The sequence below is a fragment of the Paraburkholderia hospita genome (assembly GCF_002902965.1).
Taxonomy (GTDB): Bacteria; Pseudomonadota; Gammaproteobacteria; order Burkholderiales; family Burkholderiaceae; genus Paraburkholderia; species Paraburkholderia hospita.
Genome location: NZ_CP026106.1, coordinates 2,584,600 through 2,604,419 on the forward strand (window position 1 = coordinate 2,584,600; position 19,820 = coordinate 2,604,419).

The window sequence follows — 19,820 nt, forward strand, 5'->3', positions numbered from 1 at the left end:
AGAGACGGCCTCTTATAGATTAACTCATCGCTGTGCATTAACGTGTTTCTCACCGACCGGCGCGCACGCGCAGCGCAAATCAAGCCGGCGATCCCCCCGCGGGAAAAACAACACGGAGACAAAGCAATGAAACTCAAGGACAGAGTCGTCATCGTCACAGGCGCAGCACAAGGCATGGGCCGCGCGATCGCGCTCGAAGCCGCGCGCCAGGGCGCGGCGTGGGTCACGCTGGCTGACGTGCAGGAAGATCGCGGCGCGACGGCTGCCTATGAGGTCGAACAGGCGGGCGCGAAAAGCCGCTTCATCCGCACCGACCTCTCGAACACGGAAGCGATCCGCCACATGATCAACGAGACCGCGCGCCTCGCGGGTGGGATCGACGTGCTGGTCAACAACGCGGGGGTGACCGACGACGGCCTGACGGGTCGCGCGCCCACGATCGAAGACCTGCCCGAAGCAGTCTGGGACACGGTCATGAACGTCAATCTCAAGGCAATGTGGCTGGCGAGCAAGTTCGCCGCACCGTGGCTGCGGCGGTCCACAAGAAGCCCCGCTATCGTGAACGGTGCATCGGTGGCGAGTACTGTCGCTTATCCCGGCTTGCCAGCCTATGCGGCCAGCAAGGGTGGTGTGGTCATGCTGACGAAAGCGATAGCGCTCGATCTTGCCGACGCAGGCATCCGTTGCAACGCATACGCGCCGGGCGCAATCGACACACCGATGCTCAGCCGCAGCGTCGAGCATGCGCCTGATCGCGAGAAAGCCCGCTCGCGTCTGTGGGGCACGCATCTCCTCAAGCGCCTGGGGCATCCCGAGGAAGTGGCGAAACTGGTGTGCTTTCTCGCTTCCGACGAAGCGTCGTTCTCGACGGGCAGCACGTTCAGCGTCGACGCCGGGACGCTCGCGTGGCGCGGTGTTCACTGAGTGCGTGAGCGGCAAGGCGATGCGAACCTCCAGCGGACATAAAGGACGCCCCAAGACGCGCGGCAAATCGCTCACGCGCCGCTGGATGAACGCACTCTGCCTCGCGCTCTATATGACCGACCCGATTCGCCAGGGTATCGACGCCGAACTCGTCGCCGAGTACCTCCGTGAATCCGAATCGTACGCTCCGTGCAGTACAGGACGGATCACCTGACGAGCATCGAACTGCATCTGCCGGATCGATACAACCAGCAGTATGCGAACATCAGAGAAGGAACGCTGACATGAACATGCGCCAACTTCAATACTTCCTCGCCGTCGCGGCCGAGCTGAACTTCACGCGCGCCTCGGAGCGCGTGAACATCGCCCAGCCAGCATTGAGCGCGCAAATCATCGCACTGGAAGATGAACTGGGCACGCCGCTTTTCACACGCGAAAAGCGCAAGGTATTGCTGACGCCCGCAGGCGAAATTCTCGTCGAACATGCGCAACGCGTGCTCAATACGGCCTCGGCGGCAATTGCCGCCGTACGAGCATCGGGACGCGGGGCGCGCGCCCATCTGATCGTTGGTTCGATCTATACCGCGATCTACTGTTTCCTGCCGAATACGCTGCGGCTCTTCAACACGCTCGCGCCAAACTCGGATGTGAGTCTGCAGGAAATGACCATTTCACAGCAGATTGCCGGGCTCAAGGAAGGTCTGATCGAAGTAGGCCTCGTGCGAGGACACATCTTCGATCACAACATCGTGACCGAGCTGCTGTATCGCGAGCTTCTCGTCGTTGCGGTGCCCGCGGGCAGCCAGTATGACGTGCCCGGCCCCGTCGATCTGCACGATCTCGCCACGTGGCCGCTGATCGCCGTCGCGCGTGGCACGGCTACCGAGCGCGGTTACGGCGACAAGATTCTCGACATTTTCGACGACGCGAACCTCAAGCCCAACGTTGCCAAAGAGGCGTACGACATGCATACGTCCGCGTGCCTCGTCGCAGCGGGCGTGGGCGTGGCCGTCGTGCCCGCAATCATGCAACTGATGCAGCCGCACGGTGTCGCGTATCGTCCGCTTGCCGTCGAGACGCCGGGTGTCTCGCTTTCTCTCGCATGGCACAAGGACCGCGTGCCGCCGTTGCTTGGCGCATGGCGCGAGGCCGCGCGTGCGAACGCAGCGCAACTGATCGCGCGCCATCCGCAGTACTTCATCGACACATCGGCGCCGCGTCTCGTTGAGGCAGTGGCTGCCTGAGGCATCACCGCTACGTCTCGTGCCCCTCGCGTAACCAGTCTTCGATCTCTTCACTATGTTCGCCGAGGTGAGGCGCTGCGCGCACCTCGGCCGAAGGCGAGCCGTGAAAGCGCACCGGTAGACGCATTTGCAGGTAGTCGCCTTCCGATGGGTGCGTCCTGCGCTCGAAGAAACCCACCGATGTCAAATGTGGATCCGCGAACACCGCATCGAGATCCTTGACTTCCGAGGCCGGAATATCCGACTCCGCAAAAAGCATGAGCCAATAACTCAGCGGTTTGTCCGCGACAATGCGTGCCATTTCCGCGGACATCCGGTCCAGCGCGCGAAATCGCTCCCGTGCCGAACACAGATTCTCCCGCTTCAGAAAATCCGCGTGGTCCGTCACTTCGAAGAATCGAACCCATCGTTCATCCGTATAAGGTGCGATAGAGATATAGCCATCGAGGCACTTCAGCGGCTGGCGCAGCGGATCGAGCTGGCGCGGATAGCCGGCGGGATCAGTAGGCGGAACGAACGCACGCCCATAGATATGCTCCTGCAGCAGGAAATGCGTGAAGCTCTCGAACATCGGCACTTCGACGGTTTGTCCCTGCCCCGTTCGCTCGCGATGCAACAACGCACCGAGCACGGCGTACGTCGCGTGCAGGCCGGCCACCTTGTCGGCCATCGCCATAGGGAGAAAGCGGGGACTCGGATTACCGTCTGTGCGCGGCAGAAGACTCGCCGCGCCCGAAGCGGCCTGAATGATGTCGTCATACGCCGGCTTGCCCGCATAGGGGCCGCCTTCGCCAAAGCCTGTGCAATGGACGTACACGAGACGAGGATTCAGAGAACATGCGGCCTCGTAGCCGAGGCCAAGCCGCTCGATCGCGTCACGGCGCAGGTTGTGTATGAAGACATCGCAACGGCGCAGCAAACGCAACAGCGACGCTTTTCCGCGCGGCGTCTTCAGGTCCCAAACGACAGACCGTTTGCCGCGATTGAGCGTGATGTGCGCCGGCCCCATGCCGCGTGTGTTCGCGGGCCGCCCGACTCGCCTGATCTCGTCGCCTGCAAGCGGCTCGATCTTGATGACGTCCGCGCCCATTTCGGCAAGCGTAGCGGTGCAATAGGGGCCGAAGATCACCGACGTCATGTCGAGAATGCGAACCCCTTCGAGAATGGACGATGCGGCCATGGCTATCTTTTCCTGCAACGAATATCAGACCGCTTCCTCGAGCGTGAGCAACAGCTTCAGATCGAATGACGGATCGGCGGCCTGCTCGCGGGACGGACTGATGCGCCGTTGCAGCAATCGCCGCGCAGCCATGTGGTCGGAAGGCCGGTTGCAGGATTCGACGCCCGTCAGCCGATGATGGCGGAAGCGGAACACCGAGAACGAACCCGACGCGGGATCGCCGCGCATGACACTGCTGTCGAGCCTGCGCGCAACGCCCGCTATTTGCAGACGCGCGCCGCCCTGGTCGCTCCAGAAGATCGGCGTCTGGTCGTAGGGTGCCGTCTGCCCCAGAATGGATCGCGCGACGTGCCGCGCCTGATCGACGGCGTTCTGCACGGATTCGAGACGCAGCAGGTCGCCGCCGTCGAACGCGTACGGGAAGGCCGCGCAATCGCCGATTGCGGATATCGAAGGGTCCGACGTGCGCAAGCGCTCGTCGACGATGATTCCGTTGAACACAGACAGGCCGCATTCCGAAGCAAGTTCACTGTTGGGCACCACGCCTGCGGCTACGAGCACGAGATCTGCTTCGAGTTGGGTGCCGTCCGAGAGTTCGACCGCGAGGACGCTCTTCTCGCCGCGCAGAATGCGCTCAACGTGCGCGTTGAAGTAAAAGCGTGTGCCCGCCGCTTCGTGATGCGCGGTACACGCCGCCGACATCTCGGCGGAGATCGCCCGTTTCATCACGCGATCCACAGACTCGACCACGCGCACGTCGCATCCACGCGCGGCCGCGATGCTGGCGACTTCCAGTCCGAGAAAGCCCGCGCCGATCACCACCACGCGCCGCGCCTGTTCGAGATGCGCTTTCAGCGACTGCGCATCGATCACCGACCGCAGCGACACGATGCCGTCGGTCGGTTGCGTCACAAACGGCAGTGACCGGTTGCGAGAGCCCGTCGCGAGCACCAGATGATCGTATGAGATCGCACGCCCCGACGTCAGCGACAAGCGCCGCCGGCGACGGTCGATCGACCCGACGCGCTCACCCGCGAGCCGCTCGATACGCGTATCGTCGAACCAGTGCGTCTCTTCGAGGCAAAGCTCTTCCGCGCCGACATCGCCCGTCAAAAAGCGCTTTGACAGCGGCGGCCGTTGATACGGCAAGCCGGCTTCGTCGCCGATCAGCCGGATCGTGCCTTCGTATCCCTCGTCGCGCAGGGACGCCGCGACCTGTAGCCCGGCCTGCCCCGCACCGACGATCACGATCGAATCGGGCCGCGCGTTCACTGCCCGTTCTCCTGTGCCGCTGCGTCGTCCGTCACTTTCTCGACCTTGATCGCTTTCGACGGACATTTACGTGCCGCGCCGAGCACCTTTTCATAAAGCGCCTCGTCTGGCTCCGTCTGCAACAACTTCACGACGCCGTCCTCGTCGCGCTGGTCGAACACTTCAGCTGTCGACAGCACGCACAATCCCGCGCCGACGCAGACGTCCTGATCGACGGCGACCCGAAGTTTGAAGTTTCCATTCGACATGCCTTACTCTCCTCATTCGCTACGATGAGCGCGCCTTGTTGAATTACCAGGTGACGGGCAAGGCTTCGAGACCCTGCACGAAATGGTCACCCTTGCCTTTGATGTCTTCGAGCGGCACGGCGAACTGCAAGCCCGGCATGCGTTCGAACAGCGATGCGAACACGACCTGCAACTCGACGCGCGCCAGCGGCTGGCCCAGGCACTGGTGAATGCCGTAGCTGAATGCGACGTGATGATCGGCCTTGCGCGTAATGTCGAACCGTTCCGGCTGATCGAACGCTGTGGCGTCGTGATTCGCGCCGGAAATCAGCGCGATCACGCCCTCGCCTTTTCTGATCATCTGACCCGCCACTTCAACGTCTTCCGTTGCGACGCGAAACGCGTTGTAGTGAACGATCGTATGAAAGCGCAGCATTTCCTCGACCGCGCTGCGCAGCAACGTCGGGTTCTCGCGCAACAGCTGCAACTGGTCCGGATTGGTCAGGAAGCTGAACACGCCGAGCGCCATCTGGTTCGCCGTCGTTTCATGACCGGCCATCAACAGCAATTCGGCCATGATGACCAGCTCGCGGTGCGTCAAATGCCCCGGCCGCACCTGTTCGACGATCAGCCGGCTCAGCAGGTCGGTGCGATGCTCTGCGTCCTTCGCACGCTCGGTAATCAGACGGTCGAGATAGGACAGGATGCGATCCGACGCCGCCTTTGGGATCGACGGATCCACATCGAGGAGCACCTTGAGGCGGCTTTGTTCCTGGAAGAAGCCGTGATCGCAGGCGGGCACGTCGAGCAGGCCCGCGATGACTTCCGACGTCAGCGGCAAGAAGAGGTCTTCGACCAGATTCGCAGGCGGTCCCTTTTCGAGCAATTCATCGACGAGGCGACTGAAGATCGACTCGATGCGCGGACGCATGTCGCTCACGCGCTTGATCATGAACTCTTTGGTCAGCATGCGGCGAAATTGGCCATGCTGCGGTGGATCCATGCGAATGAACGCTGGTTCCAGGTCCAGCACGGCATTGCGGGCAGCCGAAAGGCTCGGAAATCCGCTCACGTGCGGATCGCCGCTGAAGCGGTTGTCGCCCAGCACGGCGCGCACATCGTCATAACGCGTGAAGAGCCATGCATCCTTGCCATCCCACATCTGCACCTTGACGGGTCCGGGCTGCTGCTGGAAATCGCGGTATTCCCCAGGCGGGAGAAACGGACATTGCCGCTGCATCGGGAATGCCGGTTTGCTGAAAGGACATCCAGACATCGTGCCTCCCGTCACATCGATTGAATAGTTGAATTCATGTCGGAAAGCCGATCACAGACCACCGTTGACGTCGAGCGTCGCGCCCGTCACGTAGCGCGCATCGTCGCTGACGAGAAAGCCGATCGCCGAGGCGATTTCTTCGGGTTCCGCTGCGCGTTGCAAGCCTGAGCTTGCGATGAGCCTGTCGCGGATTTCCTTCGGCACCTTTTCGCCCATCGCCGTGTTGATCGTGCCCGGCGAGACCGCTGCGACGCGAATGCCGTGCGGCCCGAGCGGCTTGGCGAGGCTCTTCGTCAGATTGATGACGGCCGCCTTCGAGCCGCCGTAGTCCGTCACGCCGCTGCCTGCCGTGGCCACGATAGACGCGAGGTTCACGATCACGCCGCCGCCGCCCGCCTTCACGAGGCGTTTCGCCACTTCCTGACTGAGAAAGAACGGCGCACGCGCGTTGACGCCGTAGGTGAAGTCGTAGTCGGACGGCGAGATGTCGAAGAACGTCTTGCCGTGCCAGACGCCCGCGTTGTTGACGAGCACGCGAATCGTGCCGTGTTCCGCGTCGATTGCCTCGATGGCTGTCTGGATCTGCTCATAGTCCGTTACGTCGCACTTGCGGTAGGCGTAATCACCCTTGCCCGACTCGGCCACGTCGAGCCCGACGACCTTATAGCCGCGCTCACTCAGGTTCTTGCAAATAGCTTGTCCCGTCAGGCCGTTAGCGCCTGTGACAACTGCAACTTTGGTGGTCATGTGTCGCCTCTTCTCACGATATGGTCTGGAACTGCATCCGCTTCTTGCACGCTCTCTGTCGAGCGGCGTCAGGCTCAAGATTCGCCCGACAGACGATGCGGGTCCAATACTGTTTTGCGAGATCGTGAGACCGAATTCCTATCGTTGCAGAGCCGGTATGACACGGGTTAGCGGCTAATGACGATGCCCGCCCGTTCCCTGTCCCAGCAATCGGCCGTAACCCCTTCAGTGCGCAACCGATACTTCTCGACGCGTTCGCTCGGCGTCTTCGGCAAGCAGGCGCGAAAAACAACGTAACGCGGAATTGCGAAGTAGGCGAGACGCGGCTCGCACCAGCGGATCAGTTCGACTTCTGTCAGTTGCCCGCCGCTCCTGAGCACGATCACGGCCTTGACGTCGTCTTCGCCGAGTTCCGACGGCACGCCCACCACGCACGATTCGAGCACGGCCGGATGCGCGTTGATCACAGCCTCTACTTCGAACGACGAAATGTTTTCACCGCGCCGGCGCAACGCCTGTTTCTTTCTGTCGACGTAGTGGAAATAGCCGTCGTCGTCCTGCTTCGCGAGGTCGCCCGTGTGAATCCACAGATTGCGGAAGAGGTCGAGCGTCGCGTCGGGATCCTTGTAGTAGCCTGTCGTGCCCAGATATGGACGTTGCGGTCGAACGACCAGTTCGCCCGTCTGACCGCAGCTGACTTCGTTATCGAGATCGTCGACGAGCCTCACGTCGTAGCCCGTGATCGCCTTTCCGCATGCGCCCGCACGACGGTCCTCGTACGGATTGACCAGACAGCTGCTGCACTCGGTCATGCCGTAGAGTTCGAGCAGACGCGTACTGAAGCGCTGTTCGAATGCATGCCACACATGCGGCGGAGCAGCCGCCCCGACCATCAGGCGTAGTGGATTGTCGGCATCGCGTGGTGAGGGTGTCTGCTTCATCAGGATCGACAGCATGCCGCCGATGAATTTCGCCGACGTGCAGTTCCAGCGCCGGCAATCGTCGAGCATGCGGCTCGCGGAAAAGCGTTCGACGAACACGGCCTGGGCACCGGCCAGCAACGCAGGTCCTGTCGTGCCGTGGGCGCTGGTGTGGAAGAACGGCAAGCCGGTGTACAACACGTCTTCGTCCGTATAGCGCGCGTACTTCACCGCCTGCGCCCAGATTTCGTACCAGTAGTGATGGCTGATCAGCACGCCCTTCGAGCGCCCCGTCGTCCCCGATGTGTACGAGATCGTGGACAACTGCCGGAAGTCGACCGACACACCCGGCGATGTTTCCGCGCGCGACATCAGTTCATCGAAATGCAACGCCTCGCGTCCAGGCCAACCGGCAAGAGGCGGCGACGTCCGTCCATCAACCACGATTGCGTGCCGCAGCTTCGGCAGCCGGTCCGCTATGGCGCCAAGCGGCTCCGCATAGGCAGGCTCGGCGACCAGCGCAATGCAATCGGCGTGGTCGATCTGATACGCAAGGCCATCACCTTTCAACGCGACGTTGATAGGCACGCACACCGCGCCGATCCTGTTCAGACCGAACCACGCGAACAGAAACTCGACCCGGTTCGACAACATCAGCGCAACCTTGTCGTCAGCCCCGATGCCAAGCGCGCGAAATCCGTTCGCAGCGCGATTCGATAACGCGTTCAACTCTTCAAAGCTGATGGTTCGATCACGAAAGCGGAACACCTCGTGTTGCGGATGACGCCGTGCCTTGTCTTCGAGAATGCGCCCGATCACGCGATCCGTCTGCGCGTACTCGTGCATCGTCCATTCGGCCCATCTGCGTTCGGCCCGTTCGAACTTGTCGTCCCACTGCCCCATCGTCTCGCTCGCCCCGGCTAATCCATAGGTTGCGCGACGCCGTCACGCAAGACTTTCATCCTCACCGACCCGCATCAACCCTTCCTGCATCGCCGTGCCAACCAGCCGTCCGTCCTGATACAACGCGCCCGCACCCAGCCCGCGATTGTTCATCGCACATGCCCCCGTCATGTCGTAGTAAAACCAGCGGTCGGGTCTGACGGGCGCGTGGAACCACATGGCATGATCGAGACTCGCGGAGCGCGCGCGACGGTCCATCTGGCCATAGCCGCGCGGACGCATCGCCGTGGTCATCAAATCCAGGTCGCTCGCATAGGCGAGGACGGCATGGCACAACAGCGGATCGTCACCACATGGTTCGCGCAGCCTGCACCACAGCCCATTGACGGGCGGCCTCACGCCGGGATCGAGCCACGGTCGCCACATCTCGCTGCGCCGCTCGAAAAGCTGCATGATCAACGACACATGCGAGCGCCGTCTCTCCAGCAGGTGCGCTTCACGCGCGAAGAAATCCGCTTCCGCCTGCATCTGCTCAGGCGGAGGCACGACCGGCATCGGCGGCAAACGCTCGTGGTCGCCTTCGGGCGTCTGAAACGAGGCCCCGCCAATGAACACCGCCTGCCCGTCCTGTGTGACGAAAACATGGCGGGTGCTGAAGTTGCGGCCTTCCCGCACCGGATGCACGTCGAAGCGGATCTTCTTCGCCACGTCGCCAGGATGCACGAAATAGCCTTGCATCGAGTGCAGACGATGCGGCTCGCGCACCGTCTGCCCCATCGCCATGATCGACTGGGCGAGCAACTGTCCGCCGTAAATGCGGCGCACGCCATCAACGGGCGACCATCCCGCAAACACATGACGGCGTTCCTCGCGCACCCGCAGCAGCGACAGCAGTTCGCTCACAGTGAGCGCCATGCACCCTCCCGTCAGCCGGGAATCGCTACGACGAGACCGTCCAGCTCCGGCGTGATCTCGATCTGGCAACTCAGGCGGCTGTTGCTGCGCGGCTCGCCGAGACCTTCCAGCATCTCCCGCTCGATATCGCACGCCCCTCCGACGGCACTCATCCATGCGTCGTCGACGTAGACTTCGCAGGTCGCGCAACTGCACGCGCCGCCGCATTCGGCGACGATGCCCGCAATCATGTTGTCGACAGCACCCTGCATGACGGAGCTGCCAAGCGGCACATCGACTTCCGTGATTTCGCCGCTCACTTGCATATATTTGACGACTGGCATTGCGCACCTCTCTCTGGCTGAAACAATCGGACTACTGCTGCGCCGTGTCGAACAGCGACTTCAACGAAAACTTCTCGTCGGACAACTGCATTGCATCGACCGCAATGCCTTCGGCGATCAAACGCTTGCTGAGCATGAATTCCTGCGCGCGGTTGATGCAATCCGCCGCCACGAGCTTGCCGCCCTTCAGATAGAACGCGGTGAAACTGCGACCCGTGTCGCGCTGACCGCGCACGATGACCTGGTCGTAGCCCACATTGAGGCCGGCGATCTGCAGCTTGATGTCGTATTGGTCGGACCAGAACCAGGGCAACGCGTGATACGGCTTGTCTTTGCCGCACAGCGCGGCGGCTGCGGCCTTCGCCTGCTCCATCGCATTGGGCACCGATTCGAGACGGATGCGGCCGTAGTAGGGCGACGGGTGCATCGTGCAATCGCCCGCTGCGACGATGTCCACATCCGTCGTCCTCGCGCATGCATCGACCACGATGCCGTTGTCGACAGTGAGACCGGCCTGCTCCGCAAGCTCGACGTTCGGCAGCACGCCCACGCCGACCACCACCAGACTGGCCGGCAACACTACTCCGTCGCGCAGCACGATGCGTTCGACACAACCGTCGCCCTCGAATCGCTCGACCGTGACACTTGTGCGGATATCGACGCCCTCTTCGCGATGCACACGTTCGAAAAAACCTGACACTTCTGGTGCGGTAACTCGCGCAAGCACGCGCGGCGCCATCTCGAGCACCGTCACGCGCATCCCAAGACGTTTGAGCACGGCGGCCGTCTCGAGCCCGATATAGCCGCCGCCGACAATCGCCGCGTGTTCACCGGGTCTGACGTGCTGACGGATGCGATCGATGTCCGCGATGCCGCGCAAATAGTGGACACCGGGCAATTGCCCGCCAGCCAACGCGACCGTACGCACGCGCGTGCCTGTACACAGTGCGAGCTTGTGGTACGGAAGCGCCGAACCATCCTGCAATGTCACGCATTTGCGGTCACGATCGATGGACGCGACACGCTCGCCGAGGCGAAACTCGATGTTGAACCGGCTATAGGCGTCCGCCGTGCGGATCAGCAGGTCGTTGCTGTTCTTTTCACCGAGCAGATACGCTTTCGACAGCGGCGGACGGTGATAGGGCAAGTGCGGCTCGTCGCCGATCACAACGATGCGCCCTTCCCAGCCCTCCTGCCGCAGACTCGGCGCCAGTTGCGCCGCTGCATGGCTCGCGCCGATGATGATGCAGGTCTGCTCCACGATGCCCTCCTTGCTGTCCGTCATGACGTCTCACGCGCCCATGGCAGGCCAGGCGCCGCCGCGCTGCCCGAGCACTTCGTCGTTGTGTTCGCCGAGCATGGGCGGCGAACGGTGTATCTGCGTCGGCGTGCCCGAGAAGTTCAGCGGATTGTTGATGATCTTGAAGTGACCGCCTTTGGGATGCGGCAAGGTCTTCAACAGGTTGTCCACGACGTGCGGATCGTTGAACACTTCGGGCCAGGTGCGCACCGCGCCGTAGATCGCGCCAGAAGCCGACAGCGCCCGTTCCCACGTGTCGAGATCGCGGGTTGCGAAAATCGCCGCCAGTGTTTCGTTGACGAGATCCCGGTTCGCGAGCCGCGCGGCCTTCGTGGCGAAACGCGCGTCGGTCTTCAGTTGGGGGGCATCGAGCGCATCGCACAGCACATGCCAGAACTTGTCGTTGATCGTGATGATCATGATTTCGCGGCCATCGGAGGTCGCGTAAGTGTTGTTCGGCACGATGTCCCAGTGCTGGTTGCCCATGCGCAACGGCGTCTTCGATGTCAGGTCGAAATACACGTCGCGCGGCACCTGACTGAAAATGCTGGCGTCGAGCATCGACAGATCGACACGTTGGCCTTCGCCCGTGCGTTCCCTTGCCTGCAATGCGGTGAGGATGCCGATCGCGGCCAGCAGGGCCGTCACGAGATCGGAAAACGGAAAGCCTGTCTTCAGCGGACCGGATTCTTCCGTGCCCGTGACCTGCATCACCCCGGAGATCGCCTGAATGATCATGTCGAGTGCGGGACGGTTCTTGTCCGGTCCCGTGCGGCCGAAGCCCGAAATCGAGCAATACACGAGCCGTGGATTGATCTCCCGCAGTGCTTCATATCCAATGCCGACACGGTCGGTAAAACCCGGCCGGAAATTCTCGACCAACACATCGGCTTCGGCAGCCAGTGCGCGCGCAGCGGCCTGTCCCGCCTCCGTCTTCAGATCGAGCACGATCCCACGCTTGTTGCGATTCACGCCCAGGAAGAACGCACCATCGCCGTTGAGCGTGGTCTCGCCGGAGTGTCGAAACGGATCACCCTCGGGTTGTTCGACCTTGATCACGTCGGCGCCGCTGTCGCCGAGCATCATCGTTGCGAACGGCCCCGTCATCATCTGTGTGAAGTCAAGCACTTTCAGGCCCTGCAGCGCCGCTTTCATGCCTTTTCCTTTGCCGTGTAGAACGCTTCGCGCTCGTGATTCGACGCACGCACGCCCTTGTCGCGGCGCTGCTTCATGAAGTTGTATTCATCGGACTCGTAGCGCACGTTCGTGGCAAGTGCGTGCAGCACGTGACCGTATGAGAACTGGCTGGCGATGCCGAGCGAATCCATCGCGAGATTGGTCGCCGCCTTGCCGACCACGATGCCATCACGCGGCAGACGCACGATGCGTTCGGCCCATTCCTCGCCTTCATCGTCGAGCGACGCCAGCGGCACGACCTTGTTGATCAGACCGTTGGCCAGACAGGTCTGCGCATCCCACACGTCGGCCATCAGCAGCAGTTCGCGCGCCTTGCGCGGCCCCAGCGCCATGATTTCCCACGCCGCAAAATAGGCCGCGCCGGAGAGCCCGAGCTTCTGTTCCGGGTGACCCATCTTCGCCGTATCGGCCGCAATCACGAGGTCCGAGCCTTCCGCGAGATACAGGCCGGCGCCGAGGCAATAACCCTTCACAAGCGTCAAGGTAGGCTTCAGAAAACGGAAGATGCGCTCGAAGCGTTCGATATAGCGCTTGTCGTGCAGCAGCCGCGCGCGTTGACTCGGTTTGCGTGGACGGCCTTTGTCGTCGTAGGTGGTCTCCCCGTACTCGGTGCCGACTTCGGCGAGATCGTGCCCCGTGCTGAAGTCATCTCCCGCGCTGCGTAACACGACAACGCGGACGTCGTCGTCGGCTTCGGCGCGGTCATAACCATCCATCAGCTGATCGAGCATGGCGCCCGTCATCGCGTTCTTCTTTTCCGGGCGATTGATCGTGATGTAGGCCCGGCCGTCCTTTGCGACGTAATCGATGCTGCCTGTCATACGTTTCTCCTCCGCACCCGTGCGAGTGGGCGCATGTCTGTTCGCAACCCTGCGGGTTGGTCAGTTGTTCAGGTTGATCGCCACCGCTTTGACTTCGGTGTAAAGCTCGATCGCCTCGAAGCCGCGCTCGCGGCCCCAGCCTGACTGTTTATAGCCGCCATAAGGCAAGCTCGCGTCGGGCGACGACAGCGCGTTGACGTTGACAATGCCCGCCTGCATGCGGCGCGCCATCTTGTGCGCGCGCCCGATGTCTTTGGTCCAGATGCTGGCCGCGAGACCGTAGGTGGATGCGTTTGCGGTAGAAGCGATCCCGTCCAGATCGTCATCGTCGAATGACATCGCGCAGAGCACCGGTCCGAAGATTTCTTCGTCGTGCACCTTCATGCCGGGTTTTACGCCCGTCAGTACGGTCGGTTGCACAAAGAAGCCACGTTCGCCCGACGACCCGCCGCCCGTGTAGAGCGTCGCGCCCTCTTCCTGCCCGCTATGGATGTAACCCGCGACGCGGTCCAGCTGGCGTCGTGAGATCACCGGGCCCATCTCCGTTCCAACGTCGAGACCGTGACCCATCTTCATGCTGTTGGCGCGCTTTGCGATCAGTTCCAGCATCGGCTCGAATGCGCGCTCGTGGACATAGAGCCGCGACCCCGCCGCGCAGATCTGCCCCGCATGAAAGAAGATCGATGAACACACACCTGCGGCGGCGGCTTCGAGATTCGCATCGGGAAACACGATCACAGGCGACTTGCCGCCGAGTTCCAGCGACACGCGTTTGAGGTTGCCGCTCGCTGCCTGCAGGATGCGCCGCCCCGTTTCGCCGGAGCCAGTGAACGCCACCTTGTCGACATCCGGATGCGCAGCAATAGCCGAACCGACGGGATTGCCAAAGCCTGTCACAATGTTCAGCACGCCCGGCGGAATGCCCGCTTCCAGCGCGAGTTCGCCGAGCCGCAACGCCGTCAACGGCGTCTGCTCCGACGGCTTGAGCACGACGACACAACCTGCTGCGAGCGCAGGCGCAATCTTCCACATCGCCATGTTGAGCGGAAAATTCCAGGGGATGATCTGCCCTACAACGCCCACCGGTTCACGAAGCGTATAAGCATGCCATTCGCCCGCGAGCGAGACGTTCGGTGTCTCACCGCCCATCTTCGTCGTCCAGCCCGCCATGTAGCGCAGCATCTCGACGATCCCGGCCACGTCGCCGTTACGGCAGAACGGCAAGGGCTTGCCGCTGTTGATGCATTCCAGTTGCGCGAGTTCGTCGCCGTTGGCTTCGATCAGGTCGGCAAAGCGCAGCATCATCCGCGTGCGCCCGGACGGCGTGACCTTTCGCCACGAACCCTCCAGCGCGCGACGCGCCGCCTCGACTGCACGATCGACGTCGGTCGCGCTCGCCTCGGCAACCGTGGCGATCACTTCACCCGTCGCGGGATCGACGACGTCGGTGCGCTTGCCGCTATCCGACGCGACCATACGGCCATCGATCAACAGCTGATGTTCGCGGGAAAGAAAGGCCCGTGCCGCTTCACCCAGCGCCGGATGAATACTCGTCGTCATGTCAGTGTCCTTGATCGTCAATGTAGGGGTATCGCATCATTTGCCGAGCAACTGCCGGGCAATGATCAGCCGGTGGATTTCGTTAGTGCCTTCGAGAATCTGGTTCAGCTTCGCGTCGCGCATGAAGCGCTCGACGGGATACTCGGTCGAGTAACCGTATGAGCCATGCACCTGGACAGCTTCGAGCGCTGCTTCCATCGCGACGTCGGTGACGTAGCACTTCGCCATCGACGAAAGCAGCGTGAGCCGGCTAACGTCACCCGCGTCGATTTCCTGTGTGCTCGTGTAGAGCAGCGTGCGGGCGGCCTCGATTTTCATCGCCATATCGGCAAGCTTGAACTGGATAGCCTGAAAATCGCCGATCCGCTTGCCGAACTGACGGCGGTCCTTCGCGTAGCGCACTGATTCATCGAGTGCCGCCTGCGCCAGTCCAAGCGACGACGCCGCGACGGAAGGCCGGTTCAGGTCGAGAATCTTCATGCAGGCCTTGAAGCCGTTGCCCTCCTCGCCCAGCAGACAATCGGCGTCCACGCGCATGCTCTCGAAGAACACCTGATAGCTAGGCGAGCCATGCCGTCCCATCTTCACTTCCTTGCGGCCGACCTTGAGACCAGGCGTTTTCGTGTCGACGAGGAACACGCTGATGCCGTCGTGCCCGCGCCCTTCCGACGTGCGCGCGAACACGAGCATGTAGTGCGCTTGCGCGGCCCACGTGATCCAGCTCTTCTGCCCTTCGATCACGTACGAGCCGCCGTCACGGCGCGCCGTCGTGCGGATCGCGGAGACGTCCGAGCCCGCCTCGGGTTCCGTGATCGCAACGGCAGAAATGGTCCGGCCTTTCGCGGCTTCGGGCAAATAGCGCGCCTTCTGCGCATCAGTGCCGAAATGCAACAGAGGCAAGATGAGTCCAATCGAGTTGTTTGCGCACAGCGTCGACGCAGCGAGCGACACCTTGCCGATTTCTTCCTTTGCGATACACACGGACGTCAGGTCGCCGCCCGGGCCGCCGTACTCTTCCGGCACCCACATCTGCAGGAGACCAAGATCGCCGAACACCTCGACCAGGGTGTGCGGAAACTCGCGCGTCTCTTCCATCGTGGCGACGAGAGGTCGCACCTGTTCATCGGCGACCCTGCGGACCATTTCCCGCAGCATCTCCTGTTCTTCGCTAAACTTCACATCGTTCTCCTCGTATGCATCACGTCAGAGCATGGTCACGTCGCGAAAGCCGAGTGCGCGCATCGCCGGCTCGTCGCTCACGCGAATCAGCTGCGACTGTTCGGACAGGCTTTCGATGCTGAATGCGTGCCAGCAAGGAATGACGATGACGTCTCCACGCGTCAGTTCGACAGTGCCGAATTGTTCGACTGTCATGCGCACATTGCCGCTCAAGACGGTGTAAATGCTGTTGTCGATGCGCGGACGCTGTTCGTGCCGCGCGCCCTGCGTCAGTCCGATCGACTGCACGCCGATGGTCTTCAGGCAGCCGGTGTCGAGCTCGAACGTTCCCTGTTCCAGCGCGCCGCGCTCCAGGTCGGCGCGCTTGTGGCGCATCGGCGAATCCGGCTCGTGTCCCGTCACAGGCTCGTTGCGTTGCGGGTGATCCTCGAAAAACATGCACTCGAGGTTCTGTACGAACGGCACGTCGAGAAAATCGATCCAGAAAGCGGGTTCGTCGCCGAAGTTGCTGTGGCCGTGCCAATGCCACGAAGGCGTGAGCACTACGTCGCCGGGCGCCACATCGATGCGCACGCCATTGACGATCGTGAAGGTGCGCTCTCCCGCGTCGAGGATGAGCCGCAGCGCGTTGGGCGAATGACGATGAGAACGCGCTGTCTCGCCCGGCAGCACGAGCTGATAGGCGGCCACCAGATTGCGGCAGGTCGGATAGATGTTGTCGGCAATCGGATCGACCATGATCAGGTTGCGGCGCTCTGCCTGCTCGGGCGAGACGAACGCGCAGGCGGCATCCAGCGCGGCGCGCGCATCGGCATAACGCCACACGGCCGGTACGAAACGCGGACGCGGCGTTGGCCACATCTGCGGCGCTTTCTTGGCCCAGCCCGGCGACAATGCGCGCGCATGCAGGTCCTCGAAGAAACCTTCTGGCGCAGTGGGCGCCTGCGTGACGGTTTGTGACATCACTGTCCTCTATTCGTTTCGTCCAGCACGGACGACATTGAAACGCGTGGCGGCAAGCGCGTTCGCATCACACCGCAAGGCCGGCTTTCGCCTCGTCCCATACCGGGTGATCGCCAAGCTCGCCTTGACGCACGCGCAGCTTCATCGAGCCGACACCTTCGATCACGATCTCCAGCACGTCGCCGTCCCCGACGGGACCGACACCCGCCGGCGTGCCGCTCGCAATGATGTCGCCAGGTTCAAGCGTCATCACGGCCGAAGACATCGCGATCATTTCGGGAATGTCGACGATCAAATTGCGTGTCGACGCGGATTGCCGCTCCTCGCCGTTGACCAGCAGACGCATTTCGATGTTGCCGAAGTCGGCGATTTCGTCGGCGGTCGTGATCCACGGTCCCGTCGGGCAGAACGTATCGAACGACTTGCGCATCACACGCTCTTCCTTGCCGCGCACCACCATGTCGAGCAGACACGTGAAGCCGAACACGTAGTCGCGGCTTTCAGCGCGCGTCACACCGCGTCCGCGCTTGCCAACGATGATGCCCAACTCGCATTCGTGATGAATCTGACGGCCAGCGAGAGGCGGCAACACGATGTCGTCGGCGGGACCGCTCAGGCTCGAATTGGCCTTCAGGAAGAAGCCCTGACCGCTCGCCTTGTACGTCGAGATCACGCTGCTGCCGTTGCCGTGCTTCATTTCGTCGATGTGCGCGTGATAGTTCGCGGGGAACGCGATAACCTTGTTGGGCCATTGCACAGGCGTTTCGAGCCGCACTTCGCCGAGTGGCCTGCCTTCGCGATTCGCCAACGCGTCGAGCAACGTAGAGCCGCGTTCCGCCCACTCCGCAATCAGGCGCACCATGCCGACGGGCGGCCACGTTCCGGGCACCGCGCCCGCCAGATCGCTGACATCGATGACGCGCTCGCCATCGACGATGCCGATGCGGCCTTTGTCGAACGTAACGAGTTTCATCGCGTGGCCACCTCTTCGGACACGACCATCTCGGGCCTCACGGGGTACATGCCGCGAATCACGTCGATCAGCGCCTGAGGGTCTTCGGGCGCCGTGTCGGCGCGCCACGCCACGTGTCCATCGGGCCGCACGAGCACAAGTGCGCGTTCGTATGCCGCGCGCGCCGGCTCATTGTCGATATCGACCACGTTGAACGGGACGCCCGCCTGGTGCGCGGCGTCACGCAGCGTGTCGACGGTAAGCGACCGGTCAAAGCGAAGCAGTACGAAGGCCTGACCGAACAGATCAAGCGTAGAGCGGCCGGGTTCCAGCCACACGTGCGGGGCGCGATGACCGGGACGCGAAGTCTGCACATAAGTGCTGACGGTGTCCTCCGGTTCGGGCGTCCCGTCGGGTAACACGATCGACGAACCCTCGTAGCGGAAGCCCAGATGAATGCCGATCGTGTACCACTCGCGCTTCATCATCTTCGTGTAGGCATCGCCGAAAATACGGCGAGCCTCGTCGCCTGCTTCGCCGGGTTCGAACACAGCGGCACTCAGGTTTTCCCGCGGCGTGAGCATCAACTTCAGGTTGCTGGTCGCCTCGTTGACGTTTCGGATCGCCACTGGACGGCGCTCGAGTTCGTACGTGTCGAGCAGATGTTCCCCACCCCAACCCTGGACCATCGCCTGCAGCTTCCAGCCGAGATCCACGGCATCCTGAATGCCCATGTTCATGCCGAAGCCACCCGTCGGCGAGGTGATGTGCGCAGCGTCGCCGGCGATCTTCACGCGTGCCGTCCCATAGTTGTCGGCGACGAGTTGACGGCGAATCCACGGCATCACCGAGATGATCCTGAACTCGAAATCGTCGCGGCCCACCGCGCGGCGGAATGCGGCTGCCACGTCGTCTTCGGACAGCGTGCGCATGGTCCCATCGCCGACGATAGAAAAGCGCCACCAGTCACATCCGTTGATCGCGACCACCGTGCTCCAGGTGCCTTCCGACCCGATAAAGATGTAGCGATAGCCCGGCTTTTTGTCGTGCAGCGCTTCGAGCCCTTTGCACTCGATGATCGCGTTCGTCGTGTAGGTCAGCGCAGGAGTACCCGTCATGCGGATGCCCAGATTTTCCTTCACGCGGCTCGCGCCGCCGTCGCAGCCCACGACGTACTGGCATTCAATGGTCTCTTCCGCTCCCGATGCGAGATCGCGCACGGTCACGGTGACGCCGTCATCGCGCTCTTCGTGCGACACGTACTCAGTGCAATAACGAACCTGAACGTTGCCTGTCTTCCTGGCGAAGCGCGTCAATACGGGATCGAAGAAGTTTTGCGGACAGCGTTCGCGTTTTTGCGGACTTTGCTCCGGCCGCGCTTCGTCGCGCACGCTCGGAAACGGCTCGCGGCCGAATTCATAGCCGCCCGCAAGCTGCGAAACCCACGCGTAGTCCTGCGGATAGTCGCGGTTATAGCCCGCGTTCTCGACATCGTCGACGATTCCCCAACGACGGCAATACTCCATGGTGCGGATGCCGACCATGTCCATCTTCGGCTGGAAGACGGTTCCGTCGCTCCGTTCGATCAGCACACAGGGAATACCCCGCCAGCCGAGATCGCCCGCAAGGGAAAGACCAATCGGCCCCGCTCCGACAATGACGACCGGGGTGCGCCCGATCGCGTCTATTTGCGCCATAGCTGAATGCTCCATCATGCTCTACGTGTCGTATGAACTTACGTCGCACCGCTTCGCTTCCCGACAGCGGCACCTCGATGTGAAGCCACTCTAGCAAGCACTCCCGGGCCTCGACCAATACTGTTTGTGAAGGAATTCAGAGGATTTCCCTCTGACATGCAGACAAGGTTCTTCCTCTCACTGGATCGGAAAAACGTATTGGTGGCGAGCCAATGTGCAT

At 62.2% G+C, this 19,820-nt stretch carries 19 protein-coding genes; 3 read left to right on the top strand and 16 right to left on the bottom strand.

Annotated features, from left to right (window positions below):
- Nucleotides 1-126 precede the first annotated feature (126 nt).
- From C2L64_RS30090 to C2L64_RS30100, 3 genes are all read left to right on the top strand, one after another.
- Nucleotides 127-924 carry an SDR family NAD(P)-dependent oxidoreductase gene (locus tag C2L64_RS30090; protein ID WP_007581108.1) on the top strand — a complete coding sequence of 266 codons (798 nt, stop codon included), beginning with the start codon at nucleotides 127-129 and terminating at the stop codon, nucleotides 922-924.
- A 19-nt stretch (nucleotides 925-943) separates the two neighbouring features.
- Entirely contained in the window at nucleotides 944-1,138 is a 195-nt protein-coding gene (locus tag C2L64_RS30095) for a hypothetical protein (protein ID WP_039900372.1), read from the top strand.
- A 70-nt stretch (nucleotides 1,139-1,208) separates the two neighbouring features.
- Nucleotides 1,209-2,168, top strand: a complete 960-nt coding sequence (locus C2L64_RS30100) for a LysR substrate-binding domain-containing protein (protein WP_007581110.1) — start codon at nucleotides 1,209-1,211, stop codon at nucleotides 2,166-2,168.
- Nucleotides 2,169-2,178: 10 nt separating this feature from the next.
- Here the strand turns inward: C2L64_RS30100 and C2L64_RS30105 are convergent, their stop codons facing one another.
- The 16 genes from C2L64_RS30105 to C2L64_RS30180 all read right to left on the bottom strand — a co-directional run bounded on the left by C2L64_RS30105 (nucleotide 2,179) and on the right by C2L64_RS30180 (nucleotide 19,600).
- The gene (locus C2L64_RS30105; RefSeq protein ID WP_086910578.1) at nucleotides 2,179-3,348 is read right to left on the bottom strand and encodes a CaiB/BaiF CoA transferase family protein; all 1,170 of its coding nucleotides are present in this window, start codon (nucleotides 3,346-3,348) and stop codon (nucleotides 2,179-2,181) included.
- A gap of 24 nt (nucleotides 3,349-3,372) precedes the next feature.
- On the bottom strand, nucleotides 3,373-4,620 hold the full coding sequence (locus tag C2L64_RS30110; protein WP_007581112.1) for an NAD(P)/FAD-dependent oxidoreductase: 1,248 nt from the start codon (nucleotides 4,618-4,620) through the stop codon (nucleotides 3,373-3,375).
- Nucleotides 4,617-4,868, bottom strand: coding sequence for a ferredoxin (locus C2L64_RS30115; RefSeq protein WP_007581113.1), 252 nt, complete (start codon nucleotides 4,866-4,868; stop codon nucleotides 4,617-4,619). The genes C2L64_RS30110 and C2L64_RS30115 overlap by 4 nt, the downstream gene beginning before the upstream one ends.
- Before the next feature lie 43 nt (nucleotides 4,869-4,911).
- The gene (locus C2L64_RS30120; protein WP_039900329.1) at nucleotides 4,912-6,123 is read right to left on the bottom strand and encodes a cytochrome P450; all 1,212 of its coding nucleotides are present in this window, start codon (nucleotides 6,121-6,123) and stop codon (nucleotides 4,912-4,914) included.
- 51 nt (nucleotides 6,124-6,174) lie between these two features.
- Nucleotides 6,175-6,870: an SDR family NAD(P)-dependent oxidoreductase gene (locus tag C2L64_RS30125; RefSeq protein WP_007581115.1), complete on the bottom strand. Its 696-nt coding sequence runs from the start codon at nucleotides 6,868-6,870 to the stop codon at nucleotides 6,175-6,177.
- 167 nt (nucleotides 6,871-7,037) lie between these two features.
- Entirely contained in the window at nucleotides 7,038-8,693 is a 1,656-nt protein-coding gene (locus C2L64_RS30130; protein WP_007581116.1) for an AMP-binding protein, read from the bottom strand.
- A 42-nt stretch (nucleotides 8,694-8,735) separates the two neighbouring features.
- Entirely contained in the window at nucleotides 8,736-9,608 is an 873-nt protein-coding gene (locus tag C2L64_RS30135; protein ID WP_007581117.1) for an acyl-CoA thioesterase, read from the bottom strand.
- An 11-nt stretch (nucleotides 9,609-9,619) separates the two neighbouring features.
- A complete protein-coding gene (locus C2L64_RS30140; RefSeq protein ID WP_007581118.1) occupies nucleotides 9,620-9,931 on the bottom strand; it encodes a 2Fe-2S iron-sulfur cluster-binding protein in 312 nt (103 codons plus the stop codon).
- A 31-nt stretch (nucleotides 9,932-9,962) separates the two neighbouring features.
- Nucleotides 9,963-11,216 carry an NAD(P)/FAD-dependent oxidoreductase gene (locus C2L64_RS30145; protein WP_007581119.1) on the bottom strand — a complete coding sequence of 418 codons (1,254 nt, stop codon included), beginning with the start codon at nucleotides 11,214-11,216 and terminating at the stop codon, nucleotides 9,963-9,965.
- Nucleotides 11,217-11,222: 6 nt separating this feature from the next.
- On the bottom strand, nucleotides 11,223-12,386 hold the full coding sequence (locus tag C2L64_RS30150; RefSeq protein ID WP_007581120.1) for a CaiB/BaiF CoA transferase family protein: 1,164 nt from the start codon (nucleotides 12,384-12,386) through the stop codon (nucleotides 11,223-11,225).
- Nucleotides 12,383-13,249 carry an enoyl-CoA hydratase-related protein gene (locus C2L64_RS30155; RefSeq protein ID WP_007581122.1) on the bottom strand — a complete coding sequence of 289 codons (867 nt, stop codon included), beginning with the start codon at nucleotides 13,247-13,249 and terminating at the stop codon, nucleotides 12,383-12,385. Before C2L64_RS30155 ends, C2L64_RS30150 begins: the two co-directional genes overlap by 4 nt.
- Before the next feature lie 60 nt (nucleotides 13,250-13,309).
- Nucleotides 13,310-14,809, bottom strand: coding sequence for an aldehyde dehydrogenase family protein (locus C2L64_RS30160; RefSeq protein WP_007581124.1), 1,500 nt, complete (start codon nucleotides 14,807-14,809; stop codon nucleotides 13,310-13,312).
- 36 nt (nucleotides 14,810-14,845) lie between these two features.
- Nucleotides 14,846-15,988 (bottom strand): acyl-CoA dehydrogenase family protein, encoded by a 1,143-nt coding sequence (locus tag C2L64_RS30165; RefSeq protein ID WP_007581126.1) that lies wholly within the window; start codon nucleotides 15,986-15,988, stop codon nucleotides 14,846-14,848.
- A 24-nt stretch (nucleotides 15,989-16,012) separates the two neighbouring features.
- A complete protein-coding gene (locus tag C2L64_RS30170; protein ID WP_007581127.1) occupies nucleotides 16,013-16,951 on the bottom strand; it encodes a cupin domain-containing protein in 939 nt (312 codons plus the stop codon).
- Nucleotides 16,952-17,018: 67 nt separating this feature from the next.
- The gene (locus C2L64_RS30175) at nucleotides 17,019-17,924 is read right to left on the bottom strand and encodes a fumarylacetoacetate hydrolase family protein (RefSeq protein WP_007581128.1); all 906 of its coding nucleotides are present in this window, start codon (nucleotides 17,922-17,924) and stop codon (nucleotides 17,019-17,021) included.
- Nucleotides 17,921-19,600, bottom strand: a complete 1,680-nt coding sequence (locus C2L64_RS30180) for an FAD-dependent oxidoreductase (RefSeq protein ID WP_007581129.1) — start codon at nucleotides 19,598-19,600, stop codon at nucleotides 17,921-17,923. Before C2L64_RS30180 ends, C2L64_RS30175 begins: the two co-directional genes overlap by 4 nt.
- Nucleotides 19,601-19,820: the final 220 nt, after the last annotated feature.

Bases quoted from the DNA above. Each gene is read 5' to 3' on its own strand.
- C2L64_RS30135 (WP_007581117.1), bottom strand. From the start codon at position 9,608: ATGGCGCTCACTGTGAGCGAACTGCTGTCGCTGCTGCGGGTGCGCGAG.
- C2L64_RS30180 (WP_007581129.1), bottom strand. From the start codon at position 19,600: ATGGCGCAAATAGACGCGATCGGGCGCACCCCGGTCGTCATTGTCGGA.
- C2L64_RS30125 (WP_007581115.1), bottom strand. From the start codon at position 6,870: ATGACCACCAAAGTTGCAGTTGTCACAGGCGCTAACGGCCTGACGGGA.
- C2L64_RS30095 (WP_039900372.1), top strand. From the start codon at position 944: ATGCGAACCTCCAGCGGACATAAAGGACGCCCCAAGACGCGCGGCAAA.
- C2L64_RS30155 (WP_007581122.1), bottom strand. From the start codon at position 13,249: ATGACAGGCAGCATCGATTACGTCGCAAAGGACGGCCGGGCCTACATC.
- C2L64_RS30170 (WP_007581127.1), bottom strand. From the start codon at position 16,951: ATGTCACAAACCGTCACGCAGGCGCCCACTGCGCCAGAAGGTTTCTTC.
- C2L64_RS30175 (WP_007581128.1), bottom strand. From the start codon at position 17,924: ATGAAACTCGTTACGTTCGACAAAGGCCGCATCGGCATCGTCGATGGC.
- C2L64_RS30145 (WP_007581119.1), bottom strand. From the start codon at position 11,216: ATGACGGACAGCAAGGAGGGCATCGTGGAGCAGACCTGCATCATCATC.
- C2L64_RS30090 (WP_007581108.1), top strand. From the start codon at position 127: ATGAAACTCAAGGACAGAGTCGTCATCGTCACAGGCGCAGCACAAGGC.
- C2L64_RS30160 (WP_007581124.1), bottom strand. From the start codon at position 14,809: ATGACGACGAGTATTCATCCGGCGCTGGGTGAAGCGGCACGGGCCTTT.
- C2L64_RS30105 (WP_086910578.1), bottom strand. From the start codon at position 3,348: ATGGCCGCATCGTCCATTCTCGAAGGGGTTCGCATTCTCGACATGACG.
- C2L64_RS30100 (WP_007581110.1), top strand. From the start codon at position 1,209: ATGAACATGCGCCAACTTCAATACTTCCTCGCCGTCGCGGCCGAGCTG.
- C2L64_RS30150 (WP_007581120.1), bottom strand. From the start codon at position 12,386: ATGAAAGCGGCGCTGCAGGGCCTGAAAGTGCTTGACTTCACACAGATG.
- C2L64_RS30115 (WP_007581113.1), bottom strand. From the start codon at position 4,868: ATGTCGAATGGAAACTTCAAACTTCGGGTCGCCGTCGATCAGGACGTC.
- C2L64_RS30140 (WP_007581118.1), bottom strand. From the start codon at position 9,931: ATGCCAGTCGTCAAATATATGCAAGTGAGCGGCGAAATCACGGAAGTC.
- C2L64_RS30130 (WP_007581116.1), bottom strand. From the start codon at position 8,693: ATGGGGCAGTGGGACGACAAGTTCGAACGGGCCGAACGCAGATGGGCC.
- C2L64_RS30120 (WP_039900329.1), bottom strand. From the start codon at position 6,123: ATGTCTGGATGTCCTTTCAGCAAACCGGCATTCCCGATGCAGCGGCAA.